The 12,479-nt window shown below is 52.2% G+C and carries 12 protein-coding genes; 2 read left to right on the top strand and 10 right to left on the bottom strand.

Translation table 11 applies throughout. The features are described from left to right. Positions 1–14: 14 nt before the first annotated feature. The gene (rnjA, locus tag KNP86_RS01820; protein WP_034777003.1) at positions 15–1,682 is read right to left on the bottom strand and encodes a ribonuclease J1; all 1,668 of its coding nucleotides are present in this window, start codon (positions 1,680–1,682) and stop codon (positions 15–17) included. Positions 1,683–1,903: 221 nt separating this feature from the next. Between rnjA and KNP86_RS01815 the strand changes: the two genes are divergently transcribed. Beyond that, positions 1,904–2,680 carry a Cof-type HAD-IIB family hydrolase gene (locus KNP86_RS01815; protein ID WP_034777002.1) on the top strand — a complete coding sequence of 259 codons (777 nt, stop codon included), beginning with the start codon at positions 1,904–1,906 and terminating at the stop codon, positions 2,678–2,680. Positions 2,681–2,708: 28 nt separating this feature from the next. Here the strand turns inward: KNP86_RS01815 and KNP86_RS01810 are convergent, their stop codons facing one another. From KNP86_RS01810 to KNP86_RS01790, 5 genes are all read right to left on the bottom strand, one after another. Beyond that, positions 2,709–3,371: a potassium channel family protein gene (locus KNP86_RS01810; RefSeq protein WP_034779811.1), complete on the bottom strand. Its 663-nt coding sequence runs from the start codon at positions 3,369–3,371 to the stop codon at positions 2,709–2,711. A 107-nt stretch (positions 3,372–3,478) separates the two neighbouring features. Continuing rightward, on the bottom strand, positions 3,479–4,510 hold the full coding sequence (locus KNP86_RS01805; RefSeq protein WP_034777001.1) for a cytochrome d ubiquinol oxidase subunit II: 1,032 nt from the start codon (positions 4,508–4,510) through the stop codon (positions 3,479–3,481). Positions 4,511–4,524: 14 nt separating this feature from the next. After that, a complete protein-coding gene (locus tag KNP86_RS01800; protein ID WP_034777000.1) occupies positions 4,525–5,913 on the bottom strand; it encodes a cytochrome ubiquinol oxidase subunit I in 1,389 nt (462 codons plus the stop codon). Positions 5,914–6,181: 268 nt separating this feature from the next. After that, positions 6,182–7,303, bottom strand: coding sequence for an N-acetyldiaminopimelate deacetylase (locus KNP86_RS01795; RefSeq protein ID WP_214752628.1), 1,122 nt, complete (start codon positions 7,301–7,303; stop codon positions 6,182–6,184). Then, entirely contained in the window at positions 7,300–8,178 is an 879-nt protein-coding gene (locus KNP86_RS01790; protein WP_034776997.1) for a transcriptional regulator CcpC, read from the bottom strand. The genes KNP86_RS01795 and KNP86_RS01790 overlap by 4 nt, the downstream gene beginning before the upstream one ends. Positions 8,179–8,288: 110 nt before the next feature. On the opposite strand from KNP86_RS01790, the gene KNP86_RS01785 reads away from it, so the two are divergent. Then, positions 8,289–8,678, top strand: a complete 390-nt coding sequence (locus KNP86_RS01785) for a disulfide bond formation protein B (protein ID WP_034776995.1) — start codon at positions 8,289–8,291, stop codon at positions 8,676–8,678. Between the two features lie 371 nt (positions 8,679–9,049). On the opposite strand, the gene nadE is transcribed toward KNP86_RS01785, so the two are convergent. From nadE to KNP86_RS01765, 4 genes are all read right to left on the bottom strand, one after another. Beyond that, complete coding sequence (gene nadE / locus KNP86_RS01780) at positions 9,050–9,865, bottom strand: ammonia-dependent NAD(+) synthetase (protein WP_214752626.1); 816 nt, start codon at positions 9,863–9,865, stop codon at positions 9,050–9,052. Between the two features lie 117 nt (positions 9,866–9,982). Then, positions 9,983–10,792, bottom strand: coding sequence for a BsuPI-related putative proteinase inhibitor (locus tag KNP86_RS01775; RefSeq protein WP_353048139.1), 810 nt, complete (start codon positions 10,790–10,792; stop codon positions 9,983–9,985). Between the two features lie 100 nt (positions 10,793–10,892). After that, on the bottom strand, positions 10,893–11,087 hold the full coding sequence (locus tag KNP86_RS01770; protein ID WP_021066980.1) for a hypothetical protein: 195 nt from the start codon (positions 11,085–11,087) through the stop codon (positions 10,893–10,895). Positions 11,088–11,330: 243 nt separating this feature from the next. Then, positions 11,331–12,422 (bottom strand): virulence factor, encoded by a 1,092-nt coding sequence (locus tag KNP86_RS01765; protein WP_214752624.1) that lies wholly within the window; start codon positions 12,420–12,422, stop codon positions 11,331–11,333. Between the last annotated feature and the right edge of the window lie 57 nt (positions 12,423–12,479).

Genomic DNA, 12,479 nt, shown 5'->3' with positions numbered 1-12,479 from the left:
TACAGCCCGCTCGGTCATACTTCCATGATGATCGGAAGAACCATTGGGTGTCTTCGTGTTTTTTGTGCCAAGTATGGCGTGAGCGTGTCCGAGACGAGTTGTTTCATCTCCGACCACTTCATCTGCTTGTTCGACAATCCTTGTTCGACCGTCTTCTTGAGCAAGCGCTCCCCATCACGGATCAAGCTACCAGATTCACGCATATAGACGAAACCGCGTGAAATGATGTCTGGACCGGAGACGAGTTTGCGTGTCTTGCCGTCGATGCTGATGACGACAACGACGAGCCCATCTTCTGAAAGGATGCGGCGATCGCGTAAAACGATATTGCCGATGTCCCCGATGCCGTTCCCGTCCACATAAACCGCGTTAGCCGAGATTTTACCCGTGATGGCCGCCGAGTCGGCGTCGACCGCGAGCACTTCTCCATTATCCATGATGAAGCTGTTTTCTTTCGGGATGCCGACCGACTCTGCGAGTTCAGCGTGTTTCACCAACATGCGGTACTCGCCGTGAATCGGCATAAAGAATTTCGGGTTCAGCAAACGGATCATGAGTAATTGCTCTTGTTGCGAACCGTGGCCCGACGTGTGGATGTTCGTCAACTTGCCGTAGACGACGTCCGCGCCGGCTTTATACAATTGGTCGATTGTCTTCCCGACCGAGATGGCGTTCCCCGGAATCGGTGACGACGAGAAGATGACCGTATCTCCAGGAATAACCGATACTTGGCGGTGCGTCCCGTTGGCGATGCGACTGAGCGCTGCCATCGGCTCACCTTGCGAACCGGTACAAAGGATTGCCACTTCATGCGGCTCATAGTTCCGCATTTGATTCGCTTCGATGATCATGCCTTTTGGCACATTGATGAAGCCGAGCTCTTGCCCGATCGTCATGACTTTGTCCATCGATCGACCGAAGATAGCCAAATGGCGGCCTGTCTCGGCACAAGCATCGACGACTTGTTGCAGACGATAAATGTTCGAGGCGAACGTGGCGAAGATGATGCGGCCTTCCGCTTTCCGGAACGTCTCGCTGATCGTCCCGCCGACGACTTTTTCACTCATCGTGAAGCCTTCGACTTCTGCGTTCGTCGAATCAGACAAGAGACAGAGCACGCCTTCTTTCCCGATGTCTGCCATCTTCGCGATGTCAGCCGGTTCGCCGACCGGTGTGAAGTCAAATTTGAAGTCACCCGTATGAACGATATTTCCTTGTGGTGTCTTGACGACGACACCGAGTGAGTTCGGGATCGAGTGGGTCGTCCGGAAGAACGAGATGCTCGTCTTACGGAATTTAACGATCGTATCCTCATCGATTTCGTGAAGTTCCGCTTCGCGGAGCAATCCATGCTCCTCTAACTTCACTTTAATCAAGCCGAGCGCGAGCTTCGTCGCGTAGATCGGCAATTTCACTTGTTTCAACAGGAACGGGATACCGCCGATGTGGTCTTCGTGACCGTGGGTGATGAACACCCCTTTGACTTTATCTTTGTTTTTAATCAAGTACGAGTAATCAGGGATCACGTAATCGATTCCAAGCAAGTCATCCTCCGGGAACATGATGCCCGCATCGATGACGATAATCTCATCTTGGAATTGAACGACGTACGTGTTCTTCCCAATTTCTCCGAGCCCGCCTAAGGCAAACACAGCTGTTTGGTGGTTCTTTACAAACTTCATTTAATCTCTCCTTACTACAAGTAGTTGATGTTCATCTATGTGATACATAAGTGATTCTCGCTATAAAAATTATGTCTCCGTAAGATTCTTTCTTCATTATAGCTTATATTGTGACAATATTTCACTAATGACGTTAGATTGAGGGCGGTTTCTCAATTTCATGTTATGCTTTTTAGTATAAAACTGACTTCATAAAGACAGAGAAAGCATGGTGAAACAACATGGAAGATAAGAAAGTAGTCTTTTTTGATATCGATGGGACGTTGCTCCACGAAGGGTCGTACATTCCACCTTCGACAATCAAAGCCATCGAACAACTCCGCGCGAACGGCGTCGAGACGTTTATCGCGACCGGTCGCGGTCCGGCGATGTTGTCGGACATCCCCGCACAAGTCGGGATTGAGAGTTTCGTCTGTTACAACGGACAAATCGTCGTCCATCAAGGTGAGGTCGTCTACCGAAATGCCTTACCGACAGATGCTCTCCACCGTCTGACAACGCATGCGGGCTCGAACGACCACACGCTCGTCTACCTCGGCCAAGATCGGGGCGGAGCGACGAAAGCAAACGACCATGTCGTCGAACAGTCGCTTGGAGAACTCGATATGCCGATCCCGACTTACGAACCGAACTTCCATATCGAACAAGCCGTCTATCAGACGTTACTTTACTGTACACCGGAAGAAGAGCATCATTACTTGGACGCGTACGGCGAATTTGATTTCATCCGTTGGCACCCCCACGCCATGGACGTCATCAATCGCGGGGCGAGCAAGGCCGATGGCATTCGCCACTTCATCGAGGCGAACGGGTACAGGCTCGAAAACACGTATGCGTTCGGCGACGCCTTGAACGACTTGGCAATGCTCGAATACGTCGGGACCGGTATCGCGATGGGCAACGCCCGGACCGAGGCGAAAGAAGTTGCGGACTTCGTCACAAAGTCGATTCTCGAGGATGGCATCGAGTACGGCTTAAAACAAATGAAGCTCATCTAAAAAAACGAGAGGCGCGCGCCTCTCGTTTTTATCTAGACCGAAGGGTACGTTCGAGTCGGTCCAAGTCTGTATCTTTGCCGATAATAATCAAGATATCTTCTGGCAGAATCATCTCGTCGGCTTGCGGGGAGATGATGACGTCGTCGTCGCGGCGAACGGCGACGATGTTGACGCCGTATTTAGCACGGAGGTCCAAGTCGATGAGCGACTTGTTCGACAACTTATCCGACGCTTTGATTTCAACGATCGAGTGCTCGTTCGAGAGTTCGAGGTAGTCGAGGATGCTTTGACTCATCAACCCGTTCGCGATCCGAACACCCATGTCGCGTTCCGGGTGGACGATGTTATCGGCTCCGATGCGGCGCAACACTTTCTCGTGATAATCGTTCGTCGCCTTCACGGTAATGATTTGAACGCCAAGCTCTTTCAAAATGAGCGTCGTCAAAATCGAGGCTTGAATGTTTTCCCCGATCGCCACGATGACGTGCTCAAAGTTACGAATGCCGAGACTCTTCAATACGTTCTCGTCTGTCGTATCCGCGATGACCGCATGTGTCGCCAGTCCCATAAATTCGTTGACGCGTTCTTCATCGGCATCGATGGCCAACACATCATACCCGTTCGCCGACAATTCACGAACGATTGAGCCGCCAAATCGACCTAATCCGATGACTGCAAATTCACCTGTCATAATTTCATACATCCCTTTCCTACGCTGTTTCTGTTCCCGATTCTTCGTACAGTGTAACCGATTCCCTCCAAAAAAACTATACAAAAAAAGACCGGAATCATCCGGTCTTATGCTTTACCACTCGAACGCTTTCCGCGTACATAGTCATTGTCGAACAAGAACAGGCGAAGTAAGAGATACAGCGCCGGTACGAGGAGGAGCAATCCGAGGATGAAGACGACGACGAGCGCGACCGCCATCGATTCGTTGACGACGCTTCCGTTGATGTCGATGTACGGATAAAGGATATATGGCAAGTGCGTATAACCATATCCGAACCAAGCCATGAAGAATTGACCCATGACCATCAAGAAAGCGAGGCCGTAGTTCCGCTTCAAGTAGACGAATGAAACCGCTACGACGAAGAAGATGAAACTTGCGGCGAACCACCACCAGTTGCCTGCCAAAATGCTCTCATAATGCCAAGCCGCCTGCGACTTCAACCCGAAGAAGACGAGGCCCGAGGCAATAATCGTCGGCACGCTCCAGAACAAGGCCCACTTCCGAACGAGCGGGACCGCTTGAACGTCACGCGCTTTGTCCGCGTAGAACAAAAGGAACATGGCACTGATGTAGAGCACCGACACGATTGCCAAGAAGACAACGGTCCATGAGTAGAAGTTGGTGAACAACTTCATGCCGTCAAAGAAGACGCCGGACTCGGTCTCATTGATGAACCCACCTTGACTGACCGTGAGGACGGTCGACATCGAGGCTGGGATCAAGAGGCCGGTTGCCCCGTACAAGAACATGTAAAACGTGCTCTCTTTTGAACCGTAGTTGGCGAACGCATAGAAGCTCCCGCGAATCGCCAACAAAATCAAGACGACCGAAGCCGGAACGAGAAGTGCTGTCCCATAATAGTAGGCCGTATCCGGGAAGAACCCGACGATTCCAACGAAGAAGAAGACGAAGAAGACGTTCGTCACTTCCCACGTCGGTGACAAGTACCGCTGAATCAGACGGTTGATCATGTGGTCACGCTTCGTGTACTTACTATAGAAAGCGAAGAAGCCGGCACCGAAATCAATCGATGCGACGATGAGATAGCCGTACAAAAACGTCCATAGTACGGCAATCCCTAGTTCTTGAATCTGCATGTCATACCCTCCGATCACACTTCATCCGCGAACATCGCTTCACCGCGATGCTCCGATTGTTTTAGTTCTTTCCCTACTGGGTTGTCCTTGAACAGACGAGTCAAGACGAGCACCGTGACTACGCCAAGAACTGCATACAGGATCGCAAAGGCGATAAGCATCCAACCGACGTTCGCTGATGTCGTGGCCGCTTCACTCGTGCGCATCAAATCATAAAGCGCCCAAGGTTGACGACCGAACTCGGCGAAGAACCAGCCGAACTCGATGGCCATCATCGCGAGCGGACCACCCGCTGCGATGGCGATGAGCATCGGTTTACTGAATTGCGGTAGCCGCTTGATATAACGTCCGAGGACGAACAAGAACGAAATCAGTGCGAGGAGCATCCCGATCCCGACCATCGCATCAAACAGATAGTGGATGAATAGCGGTGGCTGGTCTTCTTTCGCGAATTCATCAAGACCTGTTACCTCGTAGTTCGGTACGCCGCCAGCTAAGATGGACAAGGCGTATGGAATCTTCAAAGCGCCACGTACTTCGTAACCGCCTTCCCCATCTTCCTCGAGCCAGCCGCCTAGGATAAGCTCAGCTTCCGAGGAGGTTTCAAAGTGCCACTCCGCAGCCGCCAATTTATCCGGCTGGTACTTCGCCAAGTATTTCCCTGAGAAGTCCCCGACAAGAGCAGTCGCGATTGCGAAGATGAGTGCGACGGTCATCGTCAAGCGTAGTCCTTTTTTGTGATACTCGATTGACAACTTGTCGAGCTGGTTCCGTCGCTGACGGAGCAACTGGACGGCCGCGATCGCCGCTAGGATGAACGCCGACGTCAAGATAGCCGATGTCAAGACGTGCGCCATTTTCGTTGGCATCGCTGGGCTGAACATCGCTTCAAGCGGGCTCACGTTGGCAAGCCGTCCGTCGACGATATCAAATCCGACCGGTTGGTTCATGAAGCTGTTCACGGTCGTAATGAAGAAACCTGAGAACAAGGCACCGACCGCGACCGGAATCCCGAGAAGCATATGGTGCCACGGGTTTTTAAATCGATCCCACGTGTACAAATAAATTCCGAGGAAGATCGCTTCAAAGAAGAACGCGAACGTTTCCATGAACAATGGGAGTGCGATCGTTTGACCGGCTACCCGCATCAAGTTCGGCCAAAGTAAGGACAGCTGAAGCCCGATTGCCGTACCCGTCACAACACCGACCGCTACTGTGACAACATAGCCCCGTGACCAACGACGGGCCATCAAGGTATATTTCGGATCTTTCTTTTTAATGCCTAGAAACTCTGCCAATAAAATTAAAAGTGGAACCCCGACGCCGATTGTGGCAAAAATCACGTGGAAACCCAACGTGAGTGCCGTTAACGCCCGGCTCATCAGGACAGGATCTTGAAACATCTATTGATTACCTCCTATCTCTCTCTAGCGCTTTAAACCAATGTCTATCGCGCAACATCACAGATGATTTCCCTTGGATACCCTTATCATAATGATTTTATATAGCGCTGTAATGTCTCAATGCTTGAGTTCGCAAAATGTTCACATTTGAGCATGATTAACAATATCGACGCTTTACAAGTCTTATTTATTTCCCGAATTTTTAACCGTTCACGCACAATTCAACACATTTCGCACAAAAAAGCGGACACCGTCGTGTCCGCTCCCTTCATTTAATGATCGCTGTTCGAAAGAAATGATCGAACAGCTCGATGGCGACATCGATCGCCCGCTCGTCCGGATTGAGCGTTGATTGATGGAGCCCTGAACCCATATCGTTCACGCCGAGCCAGACCATGAAGCCCGGTACTTGCTTCAACATGTAACCAAAATCTTCGCCGGTCATGGCGGGGACACACGTCTTGTACGAATACCCGACTTCTTCGACTACTTCTTCAAACTGGAACAAATAACGTTCGTCATTGACGACCTCGTGATAGCGATTGCCGAACTCAAGGTCGATTTGAACGTTATACGTCATCTCCACTCCGGCGATGATTTGACGGATACGCCCTTCGAGCACGACCATCTCCTTATCCGACAGCGCACGGATCGTCCCGTCGAGTTTCGCCGTATCGGCGATGATGTTCTCTTTCGTCCCGGCCGCGACCTTACCGATCGAGATGACAGCACTCCCCATCGGATCGATGTTCCGTGAGATGACCGTTTGAAGTTGCATGATTAAGGCAGCTTGGACGATCACGGCGTCAATCCCGGCATGCGGGAAGGCCCCGTGCCCGCCTTTTCCGTGAATCGTCAGATGCAGTTCACGCGCACTCGCGAACAAGACACCCGGGCGCGAGGCGATTGTACCGACCGGATATTCCGGAGCCACATGAAGGCCGAACATCGCATCGGGACGGAAATGATAAAACAGTTCCGACACGGCCATCGGCTCGGCACCGCCCGGACCTTCCTCTGCCGGTTGGAAAAAGATGACGAGGTCGTGGTCGAGCGGCTCCTCGACGGCACGTTTGATTAACCCAAGGGCGATCGCCATGTGAACGTCGTGACCACAGGCGTGCATCATCCCCTCATGGACCGAGGCGAACTCGAGTCCTGTCTCTTCTGTGATCGGCAAGCCGTCCATGTCGGCCCGGTACCCAATCGTCTTCTCACCGACAAGACCATCAATGCGGACGAACAGGCCGGTGCGCCAGTGTGAGATATGCACCCGCGGCGAGTTCAGGGACCGGATCAACTCCTCAAGCGTCGCCTGTGTCTTAAACTCTTCATAACCTCGTTCTGGAATCAAATGTAACTGCCGTCTTGCTTCAATTGCCCAACTCATTCCACACTCTCCTTTGTCACTTCGTCCACGATTTCCCAAAATGCCTTCACTTGCGCCAACTCGAGCATCGATTCGGTCGACAACATCCACGTATCTCGGACGAGCGGTGTCCCGTTCGACGAGGTGAGCGGAATCTTATTGATCGCCTCGACATCGCGGATCGTCGACTCCGGCAAAATCGCGAAGCCGATTCCATGGAGCGCCATCTGTTTGCACGTCTCAATCTGATCAACGACGAGCGTCGTCAGCGGCGGGCTCGAGAACCGTTCCTGCCACCATTCGAGAATCTCTTGATAATAGGTCGAGTCGCTCTTGAATTGAATGAATGAGCGCTCGTTGTTTTTGAGTTGCTTTAAATCGGTCATCCGCATATCGACCAAGTGGAGCGAATCTGAGAACAGTTTCATCTTCTCGCCGCGCCAGTCAGGGTTCCCCCGGATGATACCGATATGAAAATTTTCTTCTAGCATATAGCGCATCATCTCGCTTGACCAGCCCGTGACGAGTTTGACCCGGACCGACGGATACCGCTCCATGAATCGTTTCAAGACGCGGGGCAGCCAATACTGTCCCATGATGGATGCGACGGCGATTTTTAATGTACCGTACACCTCACCTTGTTGCGCCGTCAACTCCCCACGCAGCTCCTGTTCTTCGCTGTACATCTTCTTTGCGAAGTCGATGATCTTTTCTCCGTCTGGTGTGAGCGCGAGCCCGCGCGTCGAACGGACGAATATCTTTTTACCCCATTGGTGCTCGATCGTGACGAGACGTTGACTGAGTGCGGGCTGGGAGACGAATAACCGCTCCGCTGCTTTGCGCATGTTCAACTCCTCGGCGAGGACGATCAACACTTCCACTTCTGATACTTGCATGACGTCACCTGTTTCTCTATCGTTTCAAAGATTGTATACTGGATACGTTATTGCTTCACTGTATCATATCATGTTTGTCGATTAGTTTTGAATCGTCAGGAGGAAATCAGATGCAACGTCATCATTTTGCCTTTATTGTCGCCACCATCGCGACGCTCGGCAGTCTTTATTTCTCGGAAATCATGCTGTACGTGCCATGCAAGTTATGCTGGTTCCAACGCATATTTATGTATCCGCTCGCCATCTATTATTTGACGGTCATGGTCTCAAACCGTGCTGTGAACAAATTGTTCGTCGGTCTCATGGCCGGGGCGGGTTGGGCGATTGCCCTCTATCACGTCGTTCTCGAACGCATCCCGAACGGCGACGCGTTCTGCAGTAACGATTGCTTGATTCGTTGGGTGAACTATTTCGGGTTCATCACGATCCCGCTGCTCAGCTTGATCGCGTTCACGCTCATCTTGCTCATCCAATTCGTGCCGACACGCTCGAAGCGCTAATGAATCGTACGTAAAAAAGAACCGTGCTATGGCTCGGTTCTTTTTTACGGCCATGCCTTTGCTGGCACCCTCCGCGATGCGAATGCTTCCGCAGCGTAAAATCACGCTTTACGGGGTCATCCTTGCCTCGCTCTTCCCCTAGGAGTTCGGGCGCCGGCCATGGCATCGATTGGCCTGTGTACTATGAAAGCCTCCACAATCCGTCCCGTGGCGCCCTGACTCATGCAGGAAAGCAATCCGACGAAGACCCCGCAGTGCCGGAATCGGCGCGAGGAGGCTTCGGGATTGCCTGCTGAAAGCATGGGCGCCAAAAGGGACGGATCGTAAACTTTACATCAAAAAGAACCAACCCAGAGGCTGGTTCTTTTTGATTACTGCCACCACTCGTCGTAGAGCGAGGCTGGCATATGGTGCTTATGGCGCGACCGCTTGAAGATCGTCTCGATCCGCTCGGCGATGACCGGGTCGATCTCTTTGCCTTCTAAGTAGTCATCGAGCTGATCATACGTCATCCCGAGAGCGACCTCGTCCGGGAGTCCCGGCTTGTCATCTTCTAAGTCAGCCGTCGGCACTTTATAGATTAAACTCTCATGCGCTTCAAGTTCATGGAGCAACGCCTTGCCTTGGCGTTTGTTGAGTCCGGTGAGCGGCGTCAAGTCGGCAGCCCCATCGCCGTGCTTCGTGTAAAAACCCGTCACATATTCAGCCGCATGATCCGTACCGACGACGAGCGCGCCGAACGTGGCGGCGATATCGTATTGAACTTTCATCCGCTCGCGTGCTTTCGTGTTTCCTTTATGGAAGTCACCGAGTTCAAGACCGGTCGCTTGTGCGAACGCTTCAGCCGAGGCGTCGACTGCCGGCTTCACGTTGACCGTGAACGTCTTGTCCGGACGGATGAATTCGAGGGCGCGCTTCGCATCCGCTTCGTCATGTTGTTCCCCATATGGAAGACGGACGGCGTAGAACGTGTACTCCGCGCCCGTTTCTTGACGCAACTCTTCCATCGCCTGCTGACAGAGTTTACCGGCGAGCGTCGAGTCCTGTCCACCCGAGATGCCAAGGACGAGCCCTTTCGCCCCTGCCCGTTTAACATAAGCCTTTAAAAAATCGGTCCGAAGACGAATTTCTTCGGCCGGGTTAATCGATGGTTTGACATGTGTCGATTCGATAATATGTTGCTGCATACTCAACTTCCTCCCTAACTGATATCGGTTTGCCTAATTGTCTGACAATCTGGGGGTGCCGTCAACTTGTTTCATTCCCGAAAAAAAACGACGGAAACCTCAGTTTCCGTCGTTCGCTTATTGGATGCGGAACGAGGCTACGTCTCCGCCAATCGGTGTCATCTCCAAGAACAGCGTTTTCCCGGCCGGAGGTTCTTCGTCCAATAGAACGCCGAACGTAAAGCCGCCGCTCGTCACTTCTGCCGCGCCTTGAGCATACAGGTTATGACCGTCCGACACACTCCACTCAAACTCTTCGACGTCCGTGTAGCCAGACACGTCAATCGCGTTACCGTTCAGTTTGATGGCGACATCGCGGAACGCACCGTTCGTTTGGGCCGGCTGATTGCTCGGCTCTTCCGTCGGCTCTTCCGCCGGTTCTTCGCTCGTTCCCTCTTCTGCCGGTGGCTCCGCCGCTTCGACCGTCAAAGTCTGTTGATCCGTGACCGCCATTTCAGGTGCACCGTCGACTTGGGCCAGTCCGACGAAATCGACTGTATAGTCCCCGGCTTCGAGCGTGAGCGGGAACACTTCATCGAACACTTTCTTCTCGCCTGGCTCCCACGTCTCTTCGATAATCGATTCCGTGAACATATATTCACTGCCGTAATCGAAGACGGTCGTATCACCGTTCATCACCGTCATTTGAAACCGTTGAGACGAGTTGAACGTTACCTTGACCGGTTCTTCGTTCGGGTTTGTCATCGACACCGTCGTCGACAGTTGTTTCGATTCGGCATCGTAGCTCACGTCCGTATCGAGCGTCAATAAAGCAGGCGGTGTCGACGCGGTGTCGTCCACATCGCTCGGGTTCGCTTCTTCTTTGCTGCACGCCGCCACAACCAATATCATCGCCGTGACGATGGCCAATAACCAAGTCTTCTTCACGTATCCCACTCTCCTCTGAAAAATAAAAAAACGTCTATAGCACTAGTGTAAACGTTCGTGCAGACGTTTGTAATGGGTTTACGTATATTATTCACCTTTATTATGAAACTTGGACGTTTTCCACGTACTGTTGCCAACCAGTCATGAACAACGCGTCGGCGACGTCGATGTCGGAACGAACTTGTGCAGAGATCGAGAACGTCTCACTGTGAATCGACTCAAAGATGACCGTGATCATACCATCGACGACTTCCTTATAGGCTACGAGTTCTGGGGTTTCTGCAAAAAGCATCATGAGTATGGCTCCTTTGTTGGTATAAGATATGTTTAGTGTATCAACGATTCGCAAGGAAAAACGTCCCATCGTTCGACAGGCCAAAAGACCCGTTTACCCAACTGTCGAATAACTGGTATCGATTGTTAGTCATTTGGATGAATTATCAAATTGAATACGAGAAAAGAGAGACGAATCGCATGACGATTCGTCTCTCTTCCCTGTAACTGTAAAAAAATTAAATATTTGTTTGTCGAATGATTGTTACTTCGTTCGATTCGAAATTTGTTGCCACACCGTCCCAAGCGCTGTCTCTCCACTCGTGATTCGCTCTTTCGCGAGACGGGCTTGAAGGGAAACCTCGAACTCGCGGTCGTCCTCGGCAATTTTCAATGCCGGCACCGCTTGCTCATCTCCACAATCGAACAAGAACCGAGCGGCCCGCCAACGGACAAGCTTGCTCTTATCTTTGAGCGCCTCGATCATCGACGGCTGCGACTGCGGCAACGCCCAATCCGATACCGTATCGCCGGCCGTACGACGGACGATCGGTGACGAGTCCACGAGCGCCTGTTCGATATACGTGACGTACTGTTCGCGGTTCTCTTCGAACATGCCGATCATGACGACCGCTTGTCGACGGATCGCCATCACTTTATCCTCGAGCGCACGGCGGAAGTACACCATGTTGTCCGGAACGATCTCGAGTTCGTCCAAGAACGCCAATCGCGCTTTCCAATCGTCTGATTGCAACTGGTTCGCATTCGCTTCATAGTCGGCTTCCCGGCCGAACGCACGGGCGACGATGCGCGCGACCCGTTCTTCGGGATAAGCCGCCTCGAGTTCTTCTTGCGCGACGACGCTCACGTCCTCGAGCTCTCCGTAACGCGGAGCTTGCTCGACCCAACGCCGGTCTTGAATGACGTTTTTCACTTGTGCTTGCACGTCGAGCGCCGCGTCGACGAACCGCTTCGACAGACCGACACGTTTTTCGGTGTCACCTTTGACGAGTTTCAACTGCATCGGGACGTCGAGCACGAACTGGACCGATACGTGGACCGGTTCATAGTCCGCCGCCATCTGGTTCGCCTCGACTTCCGGGACGTCTTCCCCGAACGCGCGACGAATCTCGTTCATAACGTCGTGCCAATCATGTTTTGGATGGCGTTCGACGGCGAGGAAGTCGGAAACCGCATAGACCGACTTGACCCCTCGCAACCCGACGATGTCCTCGATAATCGGAGGCATGTCACGGCTCGCCTTGTCATACGTGACGCCTCGGCCAGTGAAAGCCGGCTCCACGATAATCTTCAAGTTATTTGGACTTGGAGTTGGTTCAATTGCTACTAGTTTCATCCTCATCACCTCACCTTCAATCGTGACGAAAACGACAAAAAAACGCAAGCGAGTCGC

This window comes from Exiguobacterium sp. s16, assembly GCF_018618115.1.
In the GTDB taxonomy this organism is placed as follows: Bacteria; Bacillota; Bacilli; order Exiguobacteriales; family Exiguobacteriaceae; genus Exiguobacterium; species Exiguobacterium mexicanum_A.
The sequence above is the reverse complement of the archived record's forward strand: the minus strand, read 5'-3'. Positions and strand labels throughout refer to the sequence as shown.

Bases quoted from the DNA above. Each gene is read 5' to 3' on its own strand.
- rnjA (WP_034777003.1), bottom strand. From the start codon at position 1,682: ATGAAGTTTGTAAAGAACCACCAAACAGCTGTGTTTGCCTTAGGCGGG.
- KNP86_RS01815 (WP_034777002.1), top strand. From the start codon at position 1,904: ATGGAAGATAAGAAAGTAGTCTTTTTTGATATCGATGGGACGTTGCTC.
- KNP86_RS01810 (WP_034779811.1), bottom strand. From the start codon at position 3,371: ATGACAGGTGAATTTGCAGTCATCGGATTAGGTCGATTTGGCGGCTCA.
- KNP86_RS01805 (WP_034777001.1), bottom strand. From the start codon at position 4,510: ATGCAGATTCAAGAACTAGGGATTGCCGTACTATGGACGTTTTTGTAC.
- KNP86_RS01800 (WP_034777000.1), bottom strand. From the start codon at position 5,913: ATGTTTCAAGATCCTGTCCTGATGAGCCGGGCGTTAACGGCACTCACG.
- KNP86_RS01795 (WP_214752628.1), bottom strand. From the start codon at position 7,303: ATGAGTTGGGCAATTGAAGCAAGACGGCAGTTACATTTGATTCCAGAA.
- KNP86_RS01790 (WP_034776997.1), bottom strand. From the start codon at position 8,178: ATGCAAGTATCAGAAGTGGAAGTGTTGATCGTCCTCGCCGAGGAGTTG.
- KNP86_RS01785 (WP_034776995.1), top strand. From the start codon at position 8,289: ATGCAACGTCATCATTTTGCCTTTATTGTCGCCACCATCGCGACGCTC.
- nadE (WP_214752626.1), bottom strand. From the start codon at position 9,865: ATGCAGCAACATATTATCGAATCGACACATGTCAAACCATCGATTAAC.
- KNP86_RS01770 (WP_021066980.1), bottom strand. From the start codon at position 11,087: ATGATGCTTTTTGCAGAAACCCCAGAACTCGTAGCCTATAAGGAAGTC.
- KNP86_RS01765 (WP_214752624.1), bottom strand. From the start codon at position 12,422: ATGAAACTAGTAGCAATTGAACCAACTCCAAGTCCAAATAACTTGAAG.